Raw genomic sequence first — 22,737 nt, forward strand, 5'->3', positions numbered from 1 at the left:
TCACCAGTCCTAACCGATCATAAATGTGAGTTCCGCAGATACCGCGACTTTGCCGTCCACGGTAGCGACCGCCTTTCCAACACCGACCGGTCCTTTCTGCTTGATGATCTCGCATTCCAGACGGAGCTTGTCGCCCGGAACTACTTTCTTCTTAAACTTTACATTATTCATTGCGCCGAAATACGCAGTCTTTCCTTTGTTTTCCTCAACGCTTAAGATCGCGACAGCGCCTGTCTGTGCCAGCGCCTCAACGATCAGGACACCCGGCATCACCGGCTCCTGCGGAAAATGGCCCGCGAAATACGGCTCATTGTATGTCACAGATTTATATCCGACGGCTCTCACGCCCGGCTCCAGCTCCTCCACACAATCCACGAGAAGAAACGGATGTCTGTGGGGAATGATTTCCTGAATTTCTTTGATTCCTAACATGATTTTTATCCTCTATCCAATCTTTCACAGCCCGTGCGGCAATGCGCGGGCCGCCAAACGGTTATTTTTATAATTAACGAATCCGGAATAACGGCTGACCGTACTCAACCGTCTCCTCGTTCTTCACAAGGATCTCTTCCACGATTCCGTCATACTCGCTCTCGATCTCATTCATCAACTTCATGGCTTCCACGATTCCGATGACCTGACCTTTTTTCACGGTATCTCCGACTTTTACATAGTCCTCTGCGTCCGGTGCCGGGGAGGAATAGAATGTCCCCACAAGCGGACAGGTGATCACTTTCTCGGAAATTCCGGAAACTTTCTTTTCCGCATTTTCACCGGAGACCTGCTCCATAACGGTCACATCCGCGGCCTGGATCATGGAACCCTGTCCCGGTACCTGCATAACGACCGGTGTCTGCGCCGCCGCAACGACCTTTTTTTCTCTCTTCATTGTCAGCTTCCAGTCGCCTTCCGCAAGCTCGAAACCGGTCATGCCGTTCTCCGACATTGCCTTCATTAATTCAATGATCTCTTTTACTTCCATCGCCGTTCTCCTTACTCCTCAAACCTTCTGACAAGCAGGCACGCATTGTGTCCGCCGAATCCCAGAGAGTTCGTCAAAACTGTCTTTACCTCCATGGAAACGCCGTCGCCCTTTGTATAATCAAGATCGCATTCCGGATCGTCCACTTTTAATCCTGCTGTGGCATGAACGAAGCCGTCCTGAATAGACTTTACACAGTCGATGAACTCAACGCCGCCGGCAGCGCCTAAGAGGTGGCCGATCATGGATTTTGTGGAGTTGATCTTTACTTTATATGCATGATCGCCAAGCGCAAGCTTGATGGCCTTTGTCTCGAATAAATCGTTGTGGTGGGTCGCTGTTCCGTGGGCATTGATGTAATCGATGTCCTCCGGCTTCATTCCCGCGTCAGCAATTGCGTATTCCATTGCCTTTGCTGCACCGCTTCCGTCCTCCGCCGGAGAAGTAATGTGATAAGCATCGCCTGTCGCTCCGTATCCGGCTAACTCCGCGTAGATCTTCGCTCCACGGGCTTTTGCATGTTCTAATTCTTCTAAGACAACGACACCTGCGCCCTCGCCCATGACGAAACCGTTTCTCTCAAGATCGAACGGAATGGAGGCGCGCTCCGGATCCTCAGAAGTGGAAAGAGCGGTAAGTCCGGAGAATCCCGCAACGCCTAACGGTGTGATGCAGCTCTCAGTTCCGCCTGCGACCATGACCTCCGCCTCGCCGTGCTGGATCGCACGCATCGCCTCACCGATGGAGTTCGTACCGGACGCGCACGCTGTCACGACGTTGATGTTCTTTCCCTTTAAGCCAAACTGGATGGACACGTTTCCTGCTGCCATATTGCTGATCATGAGCGGCACCAGAAGCGGGTTTACGCGGTTCGGTCCTTTTTCCAGAAGCTTCTTATATTCTTTCTCGATGATCTGTAAGCTTCCGATACCGGAGCTTACGCAGACACCGACACGGAACGGATCTTCCTTTGTCATGTCGAGGGAAGAATCCTCCAGCGCCTGACGGGCTGCCGCTACCGCAAACTGTGCGAAGCGCTCCATTCTCCTTGCCGCCTTCGGATCCATATAGTCCTTCGGCTCGAAGTCCTTGACCTCTGCCGCGAGTTTTGCTTTATAATCGGTCGTGTCAAAATAGGTGATCGGTCCAAATCCGAGTTTCTTCTCTTTTAATCCGTTCCAAAATGCCTCAACATCGTTTCCGATCGGGGTGATCGCGCCCATTCCTGTTACTACAACTCTTCTCATGCTTTTCGTTCTCCTGTTCTAATTATGCTATCATCCACGCCCCGCGCAGATGATAACCGAAACATCCGCTGTCCGGCTGTGTGGCCGGAACAGGCGCTTTTTCCAACTGTCTTTTACATCGCCATGCCGCCGTCCACATGAAGAACCTGGCCGGTAACATAAGCTGCCTCATCGGAAGCGAGAAATGCGACTGCCTCCGCAATATCTTTTGTCTCACCGAAATGCTTTAACGGAATCTGCTCGCCCATGGCTTTCTTTACGTCCTCCGGCAGCACATCCGTCATCTCTGTACGGATAAATCCCGGTGCGACTGCGTTCGATGTGATTCCGCGGCTTCCAAGCTCTCTCGCAACGGATTTCGTGAGTCCGATGATGCCGGCCTTAGATGCGCAGTAGTTTGCCTGGCCTGCATTTCCCATCACTCCGGAAACGGAGGAGATGTTGATGATCCGTCCGCCTCTCTGCTTTAACATCTGGCGGGAGACATGTTTGATGCAGTTGAATGCGCCCTTTAAGTTTGTGGCAATAACTGCGTCAAAATCGTCCTCGGACATCTTCATGATCAGGTTGTCTTTTGTGATTCCGGCGTTGTTCACAAGAATATCGAGACGGCCGTATTTCTTTACGATCCCATCGATCATTTCTTTGGATTTTTCGAAATCACTGACGCTGCACTGCATGCTCTCCGCCATTCCGCCGTTTGCTGTGATCTCGTTTACGACTTCCTCTGCTTTTGCTGCGGAGCCATTATAGTTGACGATGACGGTCGCGCCGTATCCAGCCAGTGTCAGAGCAATCTGACGGCCGATTCCGCGGCTTGCGCCTGTCACAAGAGTAACCTTCCCTGTTAAATTCATGTTTCCCTCCGTGTTTCTATCAGTCAGCCGCCAGATTTTTGTCTCTGGCGACATTATTTACTAATTTCTCTTTCGATCACTTAGTTCAGCTTCTCCAGATCCTCAAATTTCTCAATATTGATGACTGTCGCTTCCCTGTTGATCTTTCTGATAAATCCAGCTAACGTCTTTCCCGGTCCGATCTCAATAAAACGGTCAACACCGTCCGCCAGCATAATCTCCACGCTCTGCTGCCATCTGACAGAAGAAGATACCTGGCGTGTTAAGAGCGGCTTTACATCCTCCGCCTTTGTCACATAAGCGGCTGTCACATTCGCCACATACGGGATCTTTGGCTCAGATACCGGAATATTCTCCAGAAACCTTCCAAGCTTCTCCCCGGCTTCCTCTAAAAGATAGGAGTGGAACGGTCCACTGACATTAAGCGGGATCACACGTCTTGCACCTGCCTCTTTTAACTTCACCGCCGCGGTCTCCACCGCCTCCTTGAGACCGGAGATCACGATCTGACCCGGGCAGTTGTAGTTTGCGACCTGCACGTTCGGGATCTCGTCCACAACTGCATTGATCTCATCTGCCGTCATGCCGAGGACAGCGCTCATTCCGCCGACTCCCGCCGGAACTGCCTCCTGCATGAGGATTCCTCTCTCCCGGACCGTGCGGATCGCGTCGTCCGCCGTCATAACGCCTGCTGCCACCAGTGCACAGTACTCGCCAAGGCTTAAACCAGCCGCCACATCCGCATGGATGCCGCGCTCCTCCATAACCTTCATCATGGCAACGCTCGTGGTCACCATTGCCGCCTGCGTATACTCCGTGATGTCCAGACGATCATTTTTCTCAAAACATAACTCCGGAACGGAAAAACCTAAAAGCTCCGTCGCACGGTCAAATACTGCCTTTGCAGTCTCCGAATTTTCATAAAAATCCTGGCCCATGCCGCATACCTGCGCGCCCTGTCCCGGAAAAATAAATGCTGTCTTTCCCATGATTCTCCTTACTTCTGACATCCGCCAAGCAGCTTATCTGCCTGCTCCATCATCTCATCGATCATTTCCTTGCATGTCTGCTCTTTCGTTACAAGACCTGCGATCTGACCTGCCATGACGGTTCCATTTGTGGTATCGCCTTCCTGAACGGCTTTTCTGAGGGTTCCAAGTGTCAGATACTCAAGCTCCTCAAAGGATTTTCCTTCTGCCTCAAGTCGGTTATACTCTCTTGTCATCTGGTTTCTCAGGCAGCGGACCGGATGTCCGTGGGTTCTTCCTGTTACCGCAGAATCGATGTCCTTTGCTTTAATGATTCTCTGCTTATAATTTTCATGAACGATGGATTCCTTTGCGACAACAAATCTTGTTCCCATCTGGACTGCCTCAGCGCCCAGCATGAAAGCCGCCGCGATTCCTCTTCCATCACCGATGCCGCCTGCTGCAATGACCGGGATGGATACCGCATCAACGACCTGCGGAACGAGAGTCATGGTGGTCGCCTCACCGATATGTCCGCCGGATTCGGTTCCCTCTGCAACGACAGCATCAGCGCCGCCGCGCTCCATAAGCTTCGCAAGAGCCACAGAAGCAACGACCGGGATCACGATGATCCCTGCTTCCTTCCACATCTTCATGTACTTTGCAGGATTTCCGGCTCCTGTCGTAACAACCTTCACGCCCTCTTCAACAACCACCTTCGCCACATCATCCGCATACGGGCTCATTAACATGACATTAACGCCAAACGGCTTCTTTGTCAGTGCTTTCGCCTTACGGATCTCTTCACGGACAACCTCTCCCGGCGCGTTTGCGCCGCCGATGAGGCCAAGACCTCCTGCCTCGGAAACAGCGGCAGCAAGATGATGCTCAGCGACCCAAGCCATACCGCCCTGAATGATCGGATATTCGATTCCCAGCATTTCTGTAATTCTTGTCTTCATTTTTATTGCTCTCACTTCCTGAAATCTATCTGTCGGGTATTGCCCGGAATTATCTTTATATCAGTAAAACGCGTCATAGACGCGTTTTTACTCTGGTTTATTCGGTTTGATTATTCCTCAACACCTTTATCTTTTAAGTACTTCATAACATCACCGACCGTTGCAAGATTCTGAAGGTCCTCAGCCGGGATCTCTACGGAATACTCATCCTCAAGAGCCATAACAAGCTCAAATAAGTCAAGGGAATCTGCACCAAGGTCATCCTTGAAGGAAGTTGCCTCTGTGATGCTGTCTGCGTCTGTGCTTAACTGCTCTGCGATGATTTCTTTCATTTTTTCTAACATGATTTGATCTCCTTTAAATGTTCTTATTATTTGTATTTTATGAGTTTTTGCATTTTTTTGTTTTTTTAAATTATTTCTTGTTATGTAGATAATTTCTCCTGCTTTCCGGATGAATCAGATATCTACCACTCCATGAGCACTGCACCCCAGGTCATTCCGGCTCCGAAGCCTGACATGATGATCTTGTCGCCCCGCTTCAGCATGTCCTTCTGGATCATATCGTCTAACAGTAACGGAATCGATGCCGTTGATGTATTTCCAAACTGACCGATCGTCATCGGGAATTTCTCCATCGGCTCCTTCAGACGTCTGGCCGCTGCCTCAATGATCCGCTCATTCGCCTGATGAAGAACATAATATTTAATGTCTTCCTTTTTTGTCCCGGTCCGCTGTAAAAGCTCCATAACACTCTCCGGCACCTTCCGCACTGCGAATTTGAAAACTTCCTGTCCATCCATGGTCATAAATCCGAGCTCCGGCTTTGTCCCTGTGAGAAAGTTTCCGACGGTTCTCGAGGTGCAGGCGAGAACATCACCCTTTGTTCCGTCCGCTCCCATCATCATGTCGATGATTCCGGTCTCTTCCGCTTTTAAAACGGCTGCCCCTGCTCCGTCTCCAAAGAGGACGCAGGTTCCGCGGTCATTCCAGTCTGTCACTTTACTGAGGGTTTCCGCCCCGATGATCAGCGCCGTCTTGTAGATTCCGGCTTTAAAAAATCCTTCCACGATATTCATGGCGAAAATAAATCCCGCGCATGCCGCCGAGATATCGAAGGCAACTGCATTCACTGCCCCGATGGCCGCCTGAACACTGCAGGCATCGCTGGGATAATTCCGGTCCGGGGATGAAGTCCCAAGAATGATGATATCCAGCTCTTCCGGGGCAACTCCCGCTGCCGCAAGCGCCCGCTCAGCCGCCTTCGCCGCCAGATGGCGCGTTCCCTCTCCGGAGGAGATCCGGCGTTCCCGAATCCCGGTCCGTGTCCGGATCCACTCGTCATTCGTGTCCACGATCTTCGCCAGATCGTCGTTCGTAATCAAATTCTCCGGCACATACGCGCCGATTCCAGCAATTCTGGCTGTCATCATCTTCTAAATCCTGCCATTTCGTTTATGCGGAAGGAATTTTATTCCCCGCAGTAGTTTTTAATTTCAAATAGTTTGATATTCAAAATGTTTGATTCTAATGGTAATAGATGTCTGCTGTTTTGTCAAGTGAATTTTTGTTTTTCCTTCTCACCGCCTGCTGCTTAAGTAAACCTGCAACCATTCCGTACCCTTGTGGTTCCACGCAGCAAAGAAGGAATGCCGCCTTTTCATCTGTTTAAGCTCAGTATTTGCCGCATCTGGACTGGTCAAATTATTTAAAATTGGATATTTTAACAATGCCATATCTCAGATATGATAATCACATACTTACCGCATGCGAAATTTTTCCGACAACATACTATGACTCACCACCCGAAAAGGTTGGGAGTCTTATCTGACAGAGATAAAAGGAGCGATATTATGAGTATTACAAGCGATTTCAGCAAATTTAAAAAGATCGATGCCCACAGCCATATCGGCACCTTCGGCAGTCCGTTCAATATCCACTTTAATGCAGACCTTCTCTTAAAACAGATGGAAGAATTCAATATTGAAAAGACGATCCTCTGTTCCGACGGCCCGCACACAAATGAAGAGACCGTTGCTGCCTTCAAGGCTCACCCGGATAAGATCATCCCGCTCATGTGGATCAACTGTGCCGAAGGAAAACCGGCTTACGATGCCTTAGAGCATTATATCCGTGACGAACACTTCGCCGGTGCAAAGCTTCAGTCCCTCTTTGACGGCTACTGCGCCGACGATCCCTGCGTGGATCCCGTCGCTGAGATCTGCGAAAAATACGGAAAACCGTTATTCATCCATTCCGGTCATCCGCCGTTCTCCCTTCCGTGGCAGATCGGACTTCTGGCTGAACGCCACCCGCATCTCCCGATCGTCATGATCCATATGGGACATGCCCACGGTGTTTACGTCGATGCAGCGATCACCATGGCAAAAAAATACGACAATATCTGGCTTGAGACCTCCGGAACCTCCATGAGTGTCCAGATCGCCAACGCCTACAACACTGTCGGCCATGAGAAAGTCATGTTCGGCATCGACTCCCCGTTCCATGCCCCGACCGTTGAGATCCAGAAGATCATGGCATGCGGCGTGGATGATGAAGGACTGGAGAACATTTTCTATAATAACGCAGCTAAATTTATGGGATTAAAATAGAAGTTTTTGTATCCACTGCAGAAACAGGGGGTAAATGTTACAGCAATTTTTTTAATTGTGTCACTGAAATTTCGACTTCGAAAAGCCAAATCGTTTTCATTCAAGCCTGCCAAAAGTTTTTCATCTGCATATCACAGAGTTTTGTTGCATGTGTTTGAATCATTTAAATTTATTAAAAATTTGAAATTATTGTATTCAAGGAGGACACCCCTATGAAAAATCACTCACACCAGGACACCACCCTCGATATCTCCATCATTGGCTTAATGAGCGCTCTGGTATTTGTCGGAACCTATTTCTTTAAAATTCCTTCCGCCTTTGGCTACACTCACCTCGGCGACTGCATGATCATCCTGACCGTCTGCTTATTTGGCACAAGACGCGGCGTCCTCGCCGGTGCCATCGGCGCAGGTCTCTCCGATTTTCTCGGCGGCTACGCGGTATGGGTTCTCCCGACCATGTTATTAAAAGGTCTCTGGGCGTTCATCGCCGGAACTATCGCCTACAAGCTTCTGCCGAACTTTAAGTATTCCTGGCTTGTCGGTGCTATCGTCGGCGGCATCGCCCATATTATCGGCTACACCTTAGTAAAGATCCCGCTCTACGGCACCGTTGTTGCCTTCGGTGAAATGTTCACCCTGTCCATGCAGACCATCGCAGGGATCGTCCTCGGAGGCGTGGTCTACACGATCCTTGTACAGTCCCCGGCGATCCGAACATTAAAGGCAAAATTTGCGTAAAATTTAGGCCCGTCCTATTGAAAAATGACTTCCGACTTTTCTAAGTATCGGAAGTCATTTTTTGTGCTGTACTCGATTATTTTCTTCATTTTATCATTATCTTCATCATTTTTGCCCGGAGTGATGGAGATAATGATAGAAATCTTTCAACAATCCATCTATAATAAAATTGAATTCTATGAAGATGAACTTCTAAATGAATGAATTATATTACAAAGGCCGGACACCCTATCTCCCTGTCCGCCTGGAGGTATCATAATGAATTACTTTTCGATCGTACTCGAACAAGTTGAGGTCTTCGTGGTGTATCTCCTGATTGGTATCATCGCCGTGAAGACAAACGTGCTGGACCGTGAGAAATTAGGCGCCCTGTCCTCGTGTGTCACAAAAATCCTGCTCCCCCTGCTGATCTTTTCAAACGCAATCAACGGCGCAACAAAGGAGCAGTTTCTTTCATCCACAGTGATCCTTCTGCTCACTGCAGTGTACTATCTGGTTCTCTATCTGGTCACAGACGCACTGTCGAAATTACTGCATCTGGATATACAACACAGAAATCTTTACCGCGCCTGTAGCATGTTCGGGAATTGCGGATTCATGGGGATTCCGATCATCCTCGCGCTATACCCGGAACAGGGAGGAATCTATATCGCCGTATTCACGGTGATCGACCAGCTCGTGCTCTGGACCATCGGATTAGACCTGACCTCCCCGCCGGACAGCCAAACTTCTGTTTCACTCTCAAAACGGCTGATAAAAATGGTTAATCCGGCAACCATTGCCATCACCACAGGCGTTTTCCTTGTTCTCACCGGCATCAAACTTCCTGCCGCGGTGGTAAACGCCCTCGCAAAAACTGGTTCCGCCGCTTCTCCGTTGGCAATGATCTATCTCGGCGGAGTATTCTGCTATATCAAAATCCGGAATTACTTAAAATGCAGGGAGATCTACGCGACAGTTCTCATAAAAATGGTCCTGCTGCCCATTGCTTTCTATACAATAATGCACTACATTCCGTCCATCGACCGCAGCATCGCCGTCACTCTCAGCGTCCTCTGCGCACTCCCCTCCATGGCCTCCATCGCCATGATCGCCGAGACCCAGCACTCCGACGGCGACTACGCTGCAGGCATGATCTTCATAACGACCCTGTTTTCGATCATCACGCTGCCGCTTGTGTGTCTGAGCTTATAAACTTTCTTACAACAAACTGCTCCGTTCTCCCAAAACAATCATGTAATTGGGAGAACGGAGCAGTTTATATTACAACTATTATTTTAATCACTGTCATTTAAACCCATTGCGCCACACTCCTATTGCCAAAATAATAGCGCAGGCATATCTTAATATTTCAGATACATGATAAATCTTATTTCCATTTACCTCAGCGCCCTCCTGCGAAAATTTCTGCTCAATAAACCCTCTGATACCTATTTCTATAAGAAGTGCCATTGCTAATCCCAGCGAAAACATTCTCACACCCTTTGTATAGCTATATAACGACAATAAAAATACTACTGAAACGCCTAAGTTACATAATGTTAACCACATTTTTTTCTTCATATAAATCGCCCCCCGCTATGCTGATTGTTTCCGTTTCATCTACTTGAATTATATCATTTACCCCCCCCCTGTTTTTCAACTATTATTTTTTTTCTGCTATATTATTAAGATATTCGTTATTTTTTCATTATTTATCTGTAATTTTTCACCCATCTATTTTCTCAACAATTCCCTATCTCACGATCCTGCACCCATCAGAAACATCAATTCCAAACTGATCCTCGATCTCCTCCGTCATCAGATCATAAACCACCACATTGACACCGGAATCCACCTTCCGGTAAGAGACCCTGTCACAGATGATCTGGTTTTCCATCTGCCCGTCAGCACCGGCCATTCTCTGAATGCAAAATTCCTTCGGTTTCTTCCGGATATAGATCTTGGCGGTACCTGCCCCAGTGGCATTTAAGATTTTCCCCTGAGATGTCAGCCATACTCCCGCCGGAAAGCCGTTTTGAAGTGCATCCTCAAGACCTGCCGCGCAAAGAAACCTCTGAAGTTCCTGATCCTCCCCATCGCAGGAATCATCCACCGAGATAAACACCCAATAATTAGGGTTCTGGAGCTTTTCGCATATCGCTTCCATATCCCCGCTCTCCTTCAGCTCCTGATTTACGATCATCTCCCGGATATAATCCGCGTTTTTCTGCCAGCTCTCATAAGCCGCGTCCGCCCTGCGGTCACTCACCGTATAATGTTCCTTTATGTATGTTCCGAGATACTTTGTGTATTTCTGATTTCCCAGATAATTCAGGTGTCCCACATCATCCGCATTGTCCACCTGATAATCCACACCGATCTCATCCACAAGTTTATTACCGTCCAGAAACAGATCCCCGTATTCCCCTGCGATCTCCCCAACCCGGTTGAACATCCTTTCACTCTTCTCATCCACCAGGAAATACGGCGCGATCGTCACAAGCACCGGTATATTCTCCTCTCTGGCCAGATCCAGGATCTTCCGGTAATACTCCTCCGTCTTTCCGTAAAGCGGGCTTACCTCATCCACCTGCTTCACATCGGTCCCCACTTCCGCAATCGTATCAAGATTACATCCAAACCCCTTCCAGTCATCATAGTAGCGATATCCCTGGTTTTTCAGGAAATCCTCCCGGCTGAGTTCCCGGTATCTGGTGTGGTACTGCGTATATTCCAGAAAATACTCTGCCCACTGACTCTTCGGTGCGCTGACCTTAATAGACTCAATCTTATCCTTCGACCACTTCAGCCCAAAATTGTTTTTTATGATCCTGCTGCTCTCCTCATAATCCGCATCATAGAGCAGCATATAACCTTCTAAAACGATCAGCTCCGGTTGCTGGGTCTTCAACGCCTCTTTCAGATAATAGTATGTATTCCAGGACGGCTGCCTGGAGCCGCCCAATACATAGGATGCCATTCCATATTCATCCCACAGTGTCCCCGTATTAATATTTTCAAACGCATGGCTGCTGCCTAAAACCAGCACATCCACGCTGTCTTTCTTCTGTTCGTAAAACTTTGTCAGGCTGTAGATGCCGTCCCCGTACTTCATCTTGAACACGCGATTGATTCCTGCCAGCACCATGAGCAGAATCAGCAAAAAACCTGTGATCCGAACTACCGTCTTTTTCACTTTTCCCCTCCTAGAACTGAAAATAGATAAACTGCTGCGGATCAAATGCTGGTCCATATTCCCCGAAAATGAAGATCATCACGATAAGTCCGATCACAGCAAACCACTCAAACCACAGATTCTGACTCATCAGGAATACGTCCAGCGTCTGTTTTTTCAGATATCGCACAAGATCCACCAGAAACAGGATCACAAGACTGACGATCAGAATGTTCATCTCGATCCGGTCCAGACCGAGATTGTAGATCTCACCGTCAAACAGGACCCATGGAGTCTGGCATATCACGATCCGTTTGATCACACCGAGCGCGTCCCGGATCGAATCGGCTCTGAAAAAGATCCACGCAAACACCACCAGAACAAATGTCACTGCCATCTGAAGGAATTTCCAGCTGAAGCAATCTGTTTTTACGTTCATGGCTTTCCAGAGTTTATTTCTAAATTTCTCCGTCACATCCTCGATCACCTGATAAAATCCATGAATACCGCCCCACAGCACAAAGCTCCAGTCCGCCCCATGCCACAGGCCGCTCGTCAGAAATACGATCATAATATTGACCGCTTTGCGGAATTTTCCCCTGCGGTTGCCGCCTAACGGGATATAGAGATAATCCCTGAACCAGGTGCTGAGAGAAATATGCCACCGTCCCCAGAAGTCCCGGATTCCGACGGCAAAATATGGCGTATTAAAGTTTTCCATCAGCTGAAATCCCATGACTTTTGCCGCCCCGATGGCGATCATGGAATAGCTGCCAAAATCACAGTAGATCTGGATCGCGAATCCCACCGCCGCCAGTGCGATCTCAGTTCCCCCGTACATACGGAAATTGTTAAATACCGTATCCACCGGAATCGCGATCCGGTCTGCAATGACCATCTTCATGAAGAGTCCCCAGACCATGAAAATCCCACCGGATGCCACTCTTTTCGCATCCCACACCTGAATCTGATCGATGGATCTCATCTGATTCAATAGATTTTTTGATCTCTCGATCGGTCCTGCCACGAGCTGAGGGAAAAAGGATACAAACAGCGCATACCGGACCGGATTTTTCTCCACTTCCACGTCATTCCGGTATACGTCCATGATGTATCCCAGTGCCTGAAACGTGTAAAAGGAAATTCCGACCGGAAGAAGAAGATCAAACCGGCGCTCCACCGCCGAGACATGAATTTTTGACAATATGTAATTGACAGAATTGATTGCGAAATTTCCGTACTTAAAAACTGCCAGAATACCCAGATTGACCGCCATGCAGGCTGCTAGCACCAGTTTCTTCTGAATTTTTCCGGCACGTTCCTCTTTGGTATGATCCGCCCGATCTAAGAGCAGTCCGCTTACATATGTGATCGCTGTCGATGAGCCGATCAGAAGCGCATATTTGGCATTCCACCCCATATAAAAATAATAACTGGCAATTAAAAGCCAGTATTCCCGCAGCTTTCGCGGTATCACAAAGTATACCGCCACCACTGCGGGAAAAAATATCATAAAATCAACTGAATTAAACTGCATGACTCTTTACTCTTCCAATAACATCTGGTACACATCCCGTTTCCCGATTCCGCGGTCCTTCGCCACAAGCTTCATCGCTTCTTTCTTCTCGATTCCCTGTGACAGATAGACGTCCATGTGCTCCTTGATCGACATGGCTTCCCATGTCTGTTCCTTCTCTTTTTTGATCTCCTCCGGGCTCTTTCCCTCGACCACGATGACACATTCGCCCCGCGGTTCCTCCGTCTCAAAGTGATCTAATGCCCCCTCAAACGTGGTTCGGAATGCCGTCTCATACTTCTTTGTAAGTTCCCGGCAGATCGTGATCCTCCGGTCCCCTAACGCCTCAAGAAGCTCTTCCAAGGTCCGTACCAGACGGTGCGGCGCCTCATAGAGGATAATCGTCCGTGTCTCAGACTTTAATTCTTCCAGAATTCTCTGCTTTTCCTTCTTATCCGACGGCAGAAACGCCTCAAACGCGAACCGTCTCGTCGCCATTCCGGAGATCGTGAGCGCTGTAATGCATGCCGCCGGTCCCGGAAGAGAAGTCAGCTCGATTCCGGCCTCATAGCACTGCTTTACAAGCTCCTCGCCCGGATCCGAGATCCCCGGTGTCCCGGCATCCGTGATCAGTGCGATATTCGTGCCTTCCTTCATCTTCTCAACGAGAACTCTCGCCTTTTCCACCTTATTAAACTCATGGTAACTGGTCATCGGCGTCTTGATGTCAAAATGGTTTAAAAGCTTGATGCTGTGCCGCGTATCCTCCGCAGCGATCAGATCCACCTCTTTCAACGTATTTAGCACCCGCAGCGTGATATCATCCAAGTTCCCGATAGGCGTTGCGCATAAATATAATTTTCCCTGCATGACCAATTCCTCCTGCTGCCGAACGCCACATTCCGTAAACTGGCGTCAGCTGCTTTACCTTAATCTATCAACATCTTCCGTGTATACAGGACCCATTCCCCATTTGGTCCAAATTTTTAGTATCCGTAAATTGAGTAAATCTCGTCCGTATACACCCCCGGCTCCTTATAAACGATCACCGGCGCCTCCACCTTCATCCAGGCGCCGCCGCCGCGGACTGCTTCGATGAGGACCATATTCGCATCCTTATCCTTAAAAGGATGCACCATCTTCATCCGCTTCGGTTCCAGCTTATACTGCTTCATCGTCCCTAAGATCTCGATCAGCCTATGGGGGCGGTGCACCATATACATTCTTCCTCCCGGTTTCAGCACTTTCGCGCCTTCCCGTACCACGTCCTCCAGCGTACAGAGCACCTCGTGTCTGGAAATTGCCTTCACCTCCGTCGGATTCTTAAGTCCGTGGGAGTCATTCATATACGGTGGATTTGTCGTAACGACATCAAAGGAAGCCGCTCCGAAAATCCGGCTGGCTTCCTTGATATCTCCATGTACGATCTCAATTTTATTTTCCAGATGGTTTAATTTTACGCTCCGCTCCGCCATCCTGGCAATCTCATCCTGGATCTCAAGTGCCGAAAAATGTTTTCCCTCCGTCTTTGCGGAAAGAAGAAGCGGAATGATCCCCGTCCCGGTTCCAAGATCCAGCGCCCTCTCCCCCGGCTTTACAGCCGCAAAACCGGAAAGCAGCACCGCGTCCATACCAAAGCAGAATCCATCTGTCTTCTGGATGATCTGCAGTCCATTTCTCTGAAGATCATCCAGACGCTCATTTTCCTTTAACTCAATCGCCATCGAGTTTTGATTTCCCTTCTTTTTTCTCAAGAGCCTCTAACTGCTTAAGCTCCGCATCGTTCGTGGACTGCTTTTCCCGTCTCTTTTTCGGGCGGAATTTTAACTGATCCACTTTATATTCACGGATCTCCTTCTCATCGTTGTTCACAGTCACAATGACCTTCACAAGCTGGCGCAGAATGCTCACACTGTGGACCTCGCCCTTTAAACCGTCGTCTGTTGTCACATAGTCGCCGATATTCGGAAGTCTTCCATTTAACTCCTCATAAGTATCTTCCTCGTACTTTAAGCAGCACATCAATCTTCCGCAGACACCGGAGATCTTCGTCGGGTTCAGGGACAGATTCTGTTCCTTCGCCATCTTGATGGATACCGGAATAAACTCAGAAAGATAGGACGCACAGCAAAGCGGTCTTCCGCAGATACCGATTCCGCCCACGATCTTTGTCTCATCGCGGACACCGATCTGGCGAAGCTCGATCCTTGTCTTAAATACGGAAGCCAGATCCTTTACCAACTCACGGAAATCGATTCTTCCGTCTGCCGTAAAATAAAACAGCACCTTATTATTATCGAAGGTATACTCCGTGTCAATGAGCTTCATACTGAGATTGTGCTTCTTGATCTTCTCAACGCATACCTTGAAGGCCTCTTTTTCCTTCTCCTTGTTGCGGCGCTCCGTCTCCTCGTCCGCCGGTGTCGCCATGCGGATCACTGGTTTCAGCGGCTGGATCACCTTCTTGTCATCCACCTCGTGGGTTCCAAGCACCACATATCCGTACTCCACGCCTCTGGCCGTCTCGACGATCACATGGTCGCCGGTCTTGATCTCATTCTCGCCAGGGCTGAAATAATATACTTTTCCCGCTTTTCGGAAGCGGATCCCAATTACTTTCGTCATGCCTTACTCCTTATGACGGGTTCTTCATGGTCAGCAGGAGTAATTCCATCGCTAATTCCATATTTACGTTTGCGTTCAAACGTGTTCTCGCCGTGTCGATCGCCGCCAGGATCGCTTCCAGACCGGCATAATCGACTTTCTCACCCGTCTCATTGATCATTTTATATTCATCCTTGAAAATCAGCAGGTTCATGTCCTTCGTGACCTTGAACATGAGCACATCCCGGTACCAGAGCTGCATTAAGTCCAGCACCTCGCCGATATCAAAGTTTTGCTCTTTCATCTCCCGGATACAATCCAGAAGCATCGAAATATCCATAGTTCCCACGTTTTTCACGAGAACCATGACCTTCTGGAAAAGTTCCCTAAATTCATCCGACGAAGCCAGATGGATCGCCTTTCCGAGATTTCCCCTTGCGAATGCAGCGCAGATATCCGCATCCTTCTCCGCAATATGGAGATTCTGGGTCAGGTAACTCTTGATCGTGAAATCCTTAAGCGGCTTTAACTTCATCTGGACACATCTGGAGAGGATCGTCGGTAAAAACGCCTCCTGATTTGTCGTGATCAGAATGATGACCGCATAGGCCGGCGGCTCTTCAATGGTCTTTAATAAGGCGTTCTGCGCCTGAACTGTCATCTTTTCCGCCTCATCCACGATATAGATCTTATAATAACTGCTGTACGGGCGGATCATGATCGTATCGTTGATCTGTTCCCGCACATCATCCACGCCGATGCTTCCCGGCTTTTCATGTGTTACATAGATGAGATCCGGGTGGTTTCCGCTCATCACCTGCTTGCAGGAATGGCACATCATGCACGGCTCACTTCCGCCTTTCTCGCACAGGAGCGTCATTGCAAACGCATTCGCGATCGATTTTCTTCCCATGCCGGCTTCTCCCGTCAGGATATAAGCATGTGAGATCTTATGGTTCTGGATCGCCTTTTTAAAGTGATCTTTCACCATCTCATTCCCGAGGATCTCTTCAAATCCCATGATCTTTTCTTCTGACATAGCCGCATCCCTCCTCATCCTGTTAGTTCCGGCACTGCCTTTTTCGCCGGATCTTCCCGGTTCAAACAGAACATTTAACTGTTCCCGATAACGGTGTTTCCATTTTATCTTACCACAAAATAGCGCCTATAAAAAGTTATTTATCCAAATCCCTTAGGATTTCTTCCACGCAGATTTCCATATCCGTATTCTGATATCTCTTTGTAACTCCCAGGCGTTCCAGATTTTCCTCTGAAAAATCTTTTTCGTCTGCAAGGTATCTCCGGCAGACTTCCCGGTAATTCGGCTTTTTCTGGTTTTCCTCGCGTTTGACGGCCCTGAGAAGCCGGATCCCGTCCGGGACCTCGATATAGACCGGAACCATCTTTCCCGCTTCAAAATAGGTACACATCTTCTCGTAAGATTCCAGTGTCCCGATCATAAGACAGGACTCGTCGTCGGCAACATTAAACTGCCCGTCATCCACCGTATAGTAAGTCCACGGACCGGCGATCGTCTGATAAGTTCTCGACTCAATCACCTTTCCGGAAGCCAGCTGCCTCTCCAGCTCCTCACGGTCGGTAAAGAAATATTCCACTCCGTCCGTCTCGCCTTCCCGGATCGGTCTTGTTGTATACATCGTCACCGTCCGCAGCTTTGGTCTCCGCTTCAGGATTTCCTTATACAGTGTATCTTTTCCTGTCGCGCTCTTCCCAAGAAGATAATATATCCTGCCCATTTGTTTCTCTCAGCCTTCTGTATTATAATTTTTATCCCTGTCAGATAAGACTTTTCGATCGAACTTTTACAACCACTTTTCAGGTTCTATCTTTTCATTGTATCAAAATCAGAGGTCCCGTGCAACCGTTGTTTCCATCCTCGCTCGATAATTTCACGGGATCCGCATTCCCACTTATACACTGTAAGAATTCCTGTTCCTGCTTGGAAAAATCTGTGAAGACTGCTGTATGACATGGAATTTTCAGTTCATCAAATTCTTATTCTTTTAAAGTAACAAAAGTTTCTCTCCTGGGAAATACTCTCGCATGATAAGCCTCTTCATTTCGGATGCAGCCACCTCTTATGCACTTGAATTACTAACGTTTTCCTTTTTCATCAGAATCCTTTATGAACAAACCCTGGCGTCTGACATGTTAAGATCACGTCCGCATCCGGATCAGCCGGTCCCTGGACAAGAAGTCCTGCTGCCTTGTACGCCATGATCTTCTCCACGATCGCATCCGTGAAGACCTCTCCCGGCGCGATGATCGGGATTCCCGGCGGATACAGATACACAAACTCCGCAGATACCTTTCCGACCGTATCCTGAAACGCTGTGCGCTCCGTATCAGCATCCATTGCCTCACAGATGAGCATTCTCCTGACCGGGTGAGAAAGTTTAGATTCCAGGCCTTCTGGAGTCTCACTAGCTGCTTTCTCCTTTCGCCCGGACTCCATGCGGCGTCTCAGCACCCCGTCAATCTCTAGCAGCGCCGTTCCAAGCCGCTCAAATCCTTCTTCCGTGTCCATCAGCGACGTCATCGCGATCACATACTCCGGCGCTGTCATCTCCATCTCAAGATGGTATTTTCTCCGCAGTGTCTCCGCCAGCTCTTCCCCGTGAAAATCCTCTGCGCGCATCGTGGAAACTACGATCTTCGACGGATCCCATCCGGCCACAGTCCGATATTTCCCACAGATTTCCCGGTCCAGAACCTCAAGTACCTGAAGTCCTTCCATCCGCTCCATAAAGCGCTCCAGTCTTTTCTCATACCGGATCATCTCATTTCTTCCGTCCCCATCCATATACCGGATGCACCGCTCCATCCCAGCCATAAAAAGGTATGACGGGCTGGATGTCTGAAACATGGACAAATACCTCGAAATTCTGTCCTGATCCACAAGTTTTCCCTTCACATGCAGGATTGCCGTCTGGGTAAAGCATGGCAACGTCTTATGAAGACTCTGGATCACGATATCCGCCCCGTATTCTAACGCCGATTTCGGAAAGCTGTGACACTGATCTGCATACTCCAGATGTGCCCCGTGTGCCTCATCGACGATCAACGGGATCCCGTATTCATGAGCCGCATCCGCGATCGCCCGGATATCCGACACCACGCCTTCATAGGTTGGGGATGTGATGAGCACTGCCTGGATTTTCGTGATTTTTCCTCTCACATCCCCCGAATTTCCCGCACAGCGCATCGCATCCTTTTCAAGCGCTTTTCTCACATCCTCCGCACGGATTCCTCCATTGATCCTGAATTCCGTGATCTCCTCCGGATACAGATATTCCGCCTCCAGCCGGTTCAGGCAGATCGCATGGTACACCGCCTTATGACAGTTTCTCGCTGTCAGGATCTTTCCGCCGTTTTCCGTGGCTGCAAAAACCGCACTTAAGATACCGCAGGTACTCCCATTCACAAGATACCAGGACCGGTCCGCCCCGTAGATCGCAGCCACCGTCTCCATGGCATCCTTCAAAATTCCTTCCGCATGATGCAGGTTGTCAAACCCATCGATCTCCGTGATATCGATCCCATACGGGTCCGGAAATCCCCCCGGGATCCCATCCGGAATCTCCCGTCTTTTATGTCCCGGCATATGAAATGGATACGCATCCGAGCCCGCATATTCTGTCAGCCGTTCTAAAAGTCCCGGCTGTTTTTCTTTTCTGTAATTCAAAATTTTTATTCTCCTGTTTCCCATCTGCCTGCAAATGAACTGGGAGTTGTCCGTCAAATTCGCATCCGCATTCGTTATAAAATATTTTTTTCTTTTTGCTCCGAGAGAAGTTTCTCAATCTGCGACTGTCCTACATCCAATAATGCACTCCAGTCTTCTTTGTTCACCCAGTCTAATATCTGTCTGTATTCCATAAGAAATGTCAATGCTACAAATGCCGGCTTACTTTACAATCTCCGCTTTTACCTCCGGAAACATATCCCAAATTTCCGCAACTTCACCCCCAGCTGCCTGATAAAAGCTATAGCTGCCATAAACCATCGAATCGCATCCGTCCGATGCCAGTCTCACCACTACCTGTGTCCCATCCGCCTTTGTCAGCGTCAGGATCCCGTTATACGGACATTCTTTCGCTTCATCAAAAGATGCCCCCGCCAGGATCTCCTCCAGCCTTTTTAACAATTCCGGATCCTGCAGCATCTCGGAAATCCCTACGACCTCCGAGTCAGCAGAATCTTTGCGCGCCAAATCGGTGTTTTTCTCTGGCTCTTTGGAAATCGGGACCACCTCAAGTTCCGCACTTGTAATTTCTTTCATGTCTTCCGTTCCGACCGTCTGAAATTCACATTTTTCCTCTGCAATTTTTAATGCCGGAACCGTGATCTCATCCGGATCCGGGTTTTCTGACTCATAAATTTCCTGGCTTGCCGCATATGTGATCCCATCTATTCCATACATTACCGGATCAATGATCTCATCCGAGCCGGTGATCTCTTTCTCCTGATCCTCAGTCAAAGGAATATATTCCTCCAGTACCTCTGCATCTTCAAATCTTCGGACGGTAAGATATCCGCCGTCCTCCGGTGGTGACATCCGCACGCCGCGCTCCTTTACAGTCTCCAGATACCGGACCCCCTCGTCACCGTCACAGAGGCTGTATGTAAACGCTTTTCTGAGTTCTTCCGGTTCTTCTATTCCGCTCGGAACAAAAAACAGAACATCCTTTGCTTCCGTGTAATACATTTCATAAACATTTTCGAAAGTATATACTTTTTCAAAAATACTTTCATCCTCGTTCCACTTTTCAGCCTCGATCACATCATCAATGCTATAAATGCTGAGATCTTGCAACGGATCCTCCTTGCCTTTTCGAAATCCCAAGACATACCCGTAACCATTTTCCGTCTCCCGTCCGATAAAATCATACGTATCCCGGATCTCTCCGCCGCAGGATGCTGCCTTTTCCGGATCCATATCCGAAAATTTATGATCTCCATCAAACGATTCCAATTCCGTTACGATCCGCCGACGTTCTTCTTCCGAAATTGGCTGAAAGGCCAGATCTTCCCTCTGATCTTCTTTTTCCGTTTCAGGACTATTTCGTTCCTCTGTCTGTGACTCACTCGGATCTTCTACCGGAACAAAAGCCGGCGAACACCCTGTCAGCCATATTCCCACCCCTAAAGCTGCCGTCATCATCCAAATCTTTTTCAACTTGCCACCTTCTTTTCCCCAAACTGAATTCACCTGTCACTGAACTTGTTACCGATATTTTATCATTCATAATTTTTTCACACAAGCGAGCACCCCCATATTTAAGGAAACTGTAAACATGTTATCATTTTGTTATTTTCATAAACAGGATTTTTCACTGTAAATTTCATTCCAGTATCTCTTTTGCAACTATCGGCAGAGTATGATACAATATATTTGTTCACCCTTGTGTATCTTTTGGATACAGCAATACAAGCGTATTTTCATCGTTCAATACGCCAGAAAGAGAGGATCCTATGAAATACAGAATTATTGGCACAACTATCCCTGCAGTTGAGATCAAATTTGATGCTCCAGGCGAAACTATGTACACACAGTCCGGCGGAATGTCCTGGATGTCTGAAGGGATTTCCATGTCCACAAACACACGCGGCAGATTTATGAAAGGTCTTGGCCGCATGTTTGCCGGTGAATCCATGTTTATGGCTACCTACCGTGCGGATGCTCCGGGTGCCACGATCGCATTTGCGTCAACTGTACCTGGTCAGGTTCTTCCGATCGACGCGGCAGAAAACGGCGGCATGATCTGCCAGAAAGGTGCATTCCTCTGCGCACAGGATTCTGTAAATCTTGATGTCACCTTCACAAAGAAATTTACTTCCGGACTGTTTGGCGGCGAAGGCTTCATCCTTGAATCCATCTCCGGTTCCGGAATGGCCTTTCTCGAAATCGACGGCGATGTTGTCGAGAAACAGCTTGCACCGGGCGAAGTGATCAAAGTTGATACAGGAAATGTCGTTGCGTTCGAGAAAACCGTAAAATATGAAGTTGAGACGATCAAAGGCCTTGGAAATATCTTCTTCGGCGGCGAAGGTCTCTTCCTCACAAAGATTACCGGTCCTGGCCGTGTGATCCTTCAGACTCAGAATATCGCTGATTTCGCCGGACGCATTGCACAGTTCATTCCGACAAAATCAAACTGATCTTCGACTTTCAACAACATATACTTTAACCTAAAAAAGAGGTTGCTGTGTGAATGTGCAGCAACCTCTTTTTTAGCAAACTTTAGAATACGAAAAAGCGGAAACCTCTCGGCTTCCGCAACTTAATGAGACATCGGGGATTCGAACCCCGGACAACTTGATTAAAAGTCAAGTGCTCTACCGACTGAGCTAATATCCCATACAACTATTAAGTTGTAATGCCCAAAGCTGGAATCGAACCAGCGACACGAGGATTTTCAGTCCTCTGCTCTACCAACTGAGCTATCTGGGCATAATTGCGGGGGCAGGATTTGAACCTACGACCTTCGGGTTATGAGCCCGACGAGCTTCCAGACTGCTCCACCCCGCGACGATGCTTTTTTATTATACAAAATAAATATCGAAAAATCAATACCTATTTAATGGGCGGAGGTGGATTCGAACCACCGAAGCAAGTTGCAGCAGATTTACAGTCTGTCCCCTTTGGCCACTCGGGAATCCGCCCATAACAATTATTTAGTTTTTAAAACTAAAGCCGATGATCGGACTCGAACCGATAACCTGCTGATTACAAATCAGCTGCTCTGCCAATTGAGCCACATCGGCATGTACTGTCTAAAAATGGGGCCTATAGGGCTCGAACCTATGACCCTCTGCTTGTAAGGCAGATGCTCTCCCAGCTGAGCTAAGACCCCAAATTTTAAATAATACTTACATACATACTGGAAACCTAAATGTATGCGCGACCCGGATGGGATTCGAACCCACGACCTCCGCCGTGACAGGGCGGCGCTCTAACCAGCTGAGCCACCGGGCCATTCAGGTATTTAACATACCTTCAAAACCACATATTGAAATCCATCTTTACCGTTTCATCAACCAACCAGACCTTCCTGGATAAGCCCTCGAC

General features: G+C 48.5%; 22 protein-coding genes and 7 tRNA genes. 4 read left to right on the forward strand and 25 right to left on the reverse strand.

The features are described from left to right. Positions 1-9: 9 nt before the first annotated feature. From fabZ to GPK83_RS02285, 8 genes are all read right to left on the reverse strand, one after another. Positions 10-432, reverse strand: coding sequence for a 3-hydroxyacyl-ACP dehydratase FabZ (fabZ, locus tag GPK83_RS02250; protein WP_015553938.1), 423 nt, complete (start codon positions 430-432; stop codon positions 10-12). Between the two features lie 73 nt (positions 433-505). Further along, a complete protein-coding gene (accB, locus tag GPK83_RS02255) occupies positions 506-982 on the reverse strand; it encodes an acetyl-CoA carboxylase biotin carboxyl carrier protein (protein ID WP_215703899.1) in 477 nt (158 codons plus the stop codon). A gap of 11 nt (positions 983-993) precedes the next feature. After that, positions 994-2,229, reverse strand: coding sequence for a beta-ketoacyl-ACP synthase II (gene fabF / locus GPK83_RS02260; protein WP_215703900.1), 1,236 nt, complete (start codon positions 2,227-2,229; stop codon positions 994-996). A 113-nt stretch (positions 2,230-2,342) separates the two neighbouring features. After that, positions 2,343-3,086, reverse strand: a complete 744-nt coding sequence (gene fabG / locus GPK83_RS02265; RefSeq protein ID WP_215703901.1) for a 3-oxoacyl-[acyl-carrier-protein] reductase — start codon at positions 3,084-3,086, stop codon at positions 2,343-2,345. A gap of 80 nt (positions 3,087-3,166) precedes the next feature. Then, complete coding sequence (fabD, locus tag GPK83_RS02270) at positions 3,167-4,075, reverse strand: ACP S-malonyltransferase (protein ID WP_215703916.1); 909 nt, start codon at positions 4,073-4,075, stop codon at positions 3,167-3,169. Between the two features lie 8 nt (positions 4,076-4,083). Then, positions 4,084-5,022 (reverse strand): enoyl-[acyl-carrier-protein] reductase FabK, encoded by a 939-nt coding sequence (gene fabK / locus GPK83_RS02275; protein WP_278286476.1) that lies wholly within the window; start codon positions 5,020-5,022, stop codon positions 4,084-4,086. A 104-nt stretch (positions 5,023-5,126) separates the two neighbouring features. Next, positions 5,127-5,360, reverse strand: coding sequence for an acyl carrier protein (gene acpP, locus GPK83_RS02280; RefSeq protein ID WP_015553932.1), 234 nt, complete (start codon positions 5,358-5,360; stop codon positions 5,127-5,129). Between the two features lie 122 nt (positions 5,361-5,482). Further along, positions 5,483-6,445, reverse strand: coding sequence for a beta-ketoacyl-ACP synthase III (locus GPK83_RS02285; RefSeq protein WP_215703902.1), 963 nt, complete (start codon positions 6,443-6,445; stop codon positions 5,483-5,485). 423 nt (positions 6,446-6,868) lie between these two features. Here GPK83_RS02285 and GPK83_RS02290 point away from each other — a divergent pair, with 423 nt between their 5' ends. The 3 genes from GPK83_RS02290 (at position 6,869) to GPK83_RS02300 (ending at position 9,561) form a co-directional block, all read left to right on the forward strand. Then, a complete protein-coding gene (locus tag GPK83_RS02290; protein ID WP_117472170.1) occupies positions 6,869-7,627 on the forward strand; it encodes an amidohydrolase family protein in 759 nt (252 codons plus the stop codon). 212 nt (positions 7,628-7,839) lie between these two features. Next, on the forward strand, positions 7,840-8,367 hold the full coding sequence (locus tag GPK83_RS02295) for an ECF transporter S component (protein WP_215703903.1): 528 nt from the start codon (positions 7,840-7,842) through the stop codon (positions 8,365-8,367). Positions 8,368-8,625: 258 nt separating this feature from the next. Next, positions 8,626-9,561, forward strand: a complete 936-nt coding sequence (locus GPK83_RS02300) for an AEC family transporter (RefSeq protein ID WP_215703904.1) — start codon at positions 8,626-8,628, stop codon at positions 9,559-9,561. 93 nt (positions 9,562-9,654) lie between these two features. Here GPK83_RS02300 and GPK83_RS02305 read toward each other — a convergent pair whose 3' ends face one another. The 10 genes from GPK83_RS02305 to GPK83_RS02350 all read right to left on the reverse strand — a co-directional run bounded on the left by GPK83_RS02305 (position 9,655) and on the right by GPK83_RS02350 (position 20,844). Further along, positions 9,655-9,930 carry a hypothetical protein gene (locus GPK83_RS02305; RefSeq protein WP_215703905.1) on the reverse strand — a complete coding sequence of 92 codons (276 nt, stop codon included), beginning with the start codon at positions 9,928-9,930 and terminating at the stop codon, positions 9,655-9,657. A 172-nt stretch (positions 9,931-10,102) separates the two neighbouring features. Then, positions 10,103-11,545: a DUF1574 domain-containing protein gene (locus GPK83_RS02310; protein ID WP_215703906.1), complete on the reverse strand. Its 1,443-nt coding sequence runs from the start codon at positions 11,543-11,545 to the stop codon at positions 10,103-10,105. Positions 11,546-11,555: 10 nt separating this feature from the next. Beyond that, the gene (locus tag GPK83_RS02315; RefSeq protein ID WP_345941758.1) at positions 11,556-13,001 is read right to left on the reverse strand and encodes an MBOAT family O-acyltransferase; all 1,446 of its coding nucleotides are present in this window, start codon (positions 12,999-13,001) and stop codon (positions 11,556-11,558) included. 66 nt (positions 13,002-13,067) lie between these two features. Next, positions 13,068-13,910: a 16S rRNA (cytidine(1402)-2'-O)-methyltransferase gene (gene rsmI, locus GPK83_RS02320; RefSeq protein ID WP_215703908.1), complete on the reverse strand. Its 843-nt coding sequence runs from the start codon at positions 13,908-13,910 to the stop codon at positions 13,068-13,070. Positions 13,911-14,026: 116 nt separating this feature from the next. Beyond that, positions 14,027-14,764 (reverse strand): tRNA1(Val) (adenine(37)-N6)-methyltransferase, encoded by a 738-nt coding sequence (locus GPK83_RS02325; RefSeq protein WP_215703909.1) that lies wholly within the window; start codon positions 14,762-14,764, stop codon positions 14,027-14,029. Next, entirely contained in the window at positions 14,754-15,665 is a 912-nt protein-coding gene (locus GPK83_RS02330; protein WP_215703910.1) for a stage 0 sporulation family protein, read from the reverse strand. Before GPK83_RS02330 ends, GPK83_RS02325 begins: the two co-directional genes overlap by 11 nt. Positions 15,666-15,675: 10 nt before the next feature. After that, positions 15,676-16,668, reverse strand: coding sequence for a DNA polymerase III subunit delta' (gene holB, locus GPK83_RS02335; RefSeq protein WP_215703917.1), 993 nt, complete (start codon positions 16,666-16,668; stop codon positions 15,676-15,678). 151 nt (positions 16,669-16,819) lie between these two features. Continuing rightward, complete coding sequence (locus tag GPK83_RS02340; RefSeq protein WP_215703911.1) at positions 16,820-17,401, reverse strand: guanylate kinase; 582 nt, start codon at positions 17,399-17,401, stop codon at positions 16,820-16,822. Positions 17,402-17,778: 377 nt separating this feature from the next. Continuing rightward, a complete protein-coding gene (locus tag GPK83_RS02345; protein ID WP_275950606.1) occupies positions 17,779-19,350 on the reverse strand; it encodes an aminotransferase class I/II-fold pyridoxal phosphate-dependent enzyme in 1,572 nt (523 codons plus the stop codon). 222 nt (positions 19,351-19,572) lie between these two features. Next, the gene (locus GPK83_RS02350) at positions 19,573-20,844 is read right to left on the reverse strand and encodes a hypothetical protein (RefSeq protein ID WP_215703913.1); all 1,272 of its coding nucleotides are present in this window, start codon (positions 20,842-20,844) and stop codon (positions 19,573-19,575) included. Positions 20,845-21,140: 296 nt separating this feature from the next. Between GPK83_RS02350 and GPK83_RS02355 the strand changes: the two genes are divergently transcribed. After that, positions 21,141-21,827 (forward strand): TIGR00266 family protein, encoded by a 687-nt coding sequence (locus tag GPK83_RS02355; protein ID WP_215703914.1) that lies wholly within the window; start codon positions 21,141-21,143, stop codon positions 21,825-21,827. Positions 21,828-21,953: 126 nt separating this feature from the next. Here GPK83_RS02355 and GPK83_RS02360 read toward each other — a convergent pair. The 7 genes from GPK83_RS02360 to GPK83_RS02390 all read right to left on the reverse strand — a co-directional run bounded on the left by GPK83_RS02360 (position 21,954) and on the right by GPK83_RS02390 (position 22,644). Next, positions 21,954-22,026: transfer RNA gene (locus GPK83_RS02360), tRNA-Lys, on the reverse strand. Between the two features lie 20 nt (positions 22,027-22,046). Continuing rightward, a tRNA-Phe gene (locus GPK83_RS02365) sits at positions 22,047-22,119 on the reverse strand. A 4-nt stretch (positions 22,120-22,123) separates the two neighbouring features. Continuing rightward, positions 22,124-22,197: transfer RNA gene (locus GPK83_RS02370), tRNA-Met, on the reverse strand. Between the two features lie 53 nt (positions 22,198-22,250). Beyond that, positions 22,251-22,332 (reverse strand) — tRNA-Tyr (locus tag GPK83_RS02375). A 28-nt stretch (positions 22,333-22,360) separates the two neighbouring features. Continuing rightward, positions 22,361-22,433 (reverse strand) — tRNA-Thr (locus GPK83_RS02380). A gap of 16 nt (positions 22,434-22,449) precedes the next feature. Further along, a tRNA-Val gene (locus tag GPK83_RS02385) sits at positions 22,450-22,522 on the reverse strand. 48 nt (positions 22,523-22,570) lie between these two features. After that, a tRNA-Asp gene (locus tag GPK83_RS02390) sits at positions 22,571-22,644 on the reverse strand. Positions 22,645-22,737: the final 93 nt, after the last annotated feature.

It is taken from the genome of Clostridium sp. MCC328, from assembly GCF_018785465.1.
Taxonomy (GTDB): Bacteria; Bacillota; Clostridia; order Lachnospirales; family Lachnospiraceae; genus Pilosibacter; species Pilosibacter fragilis.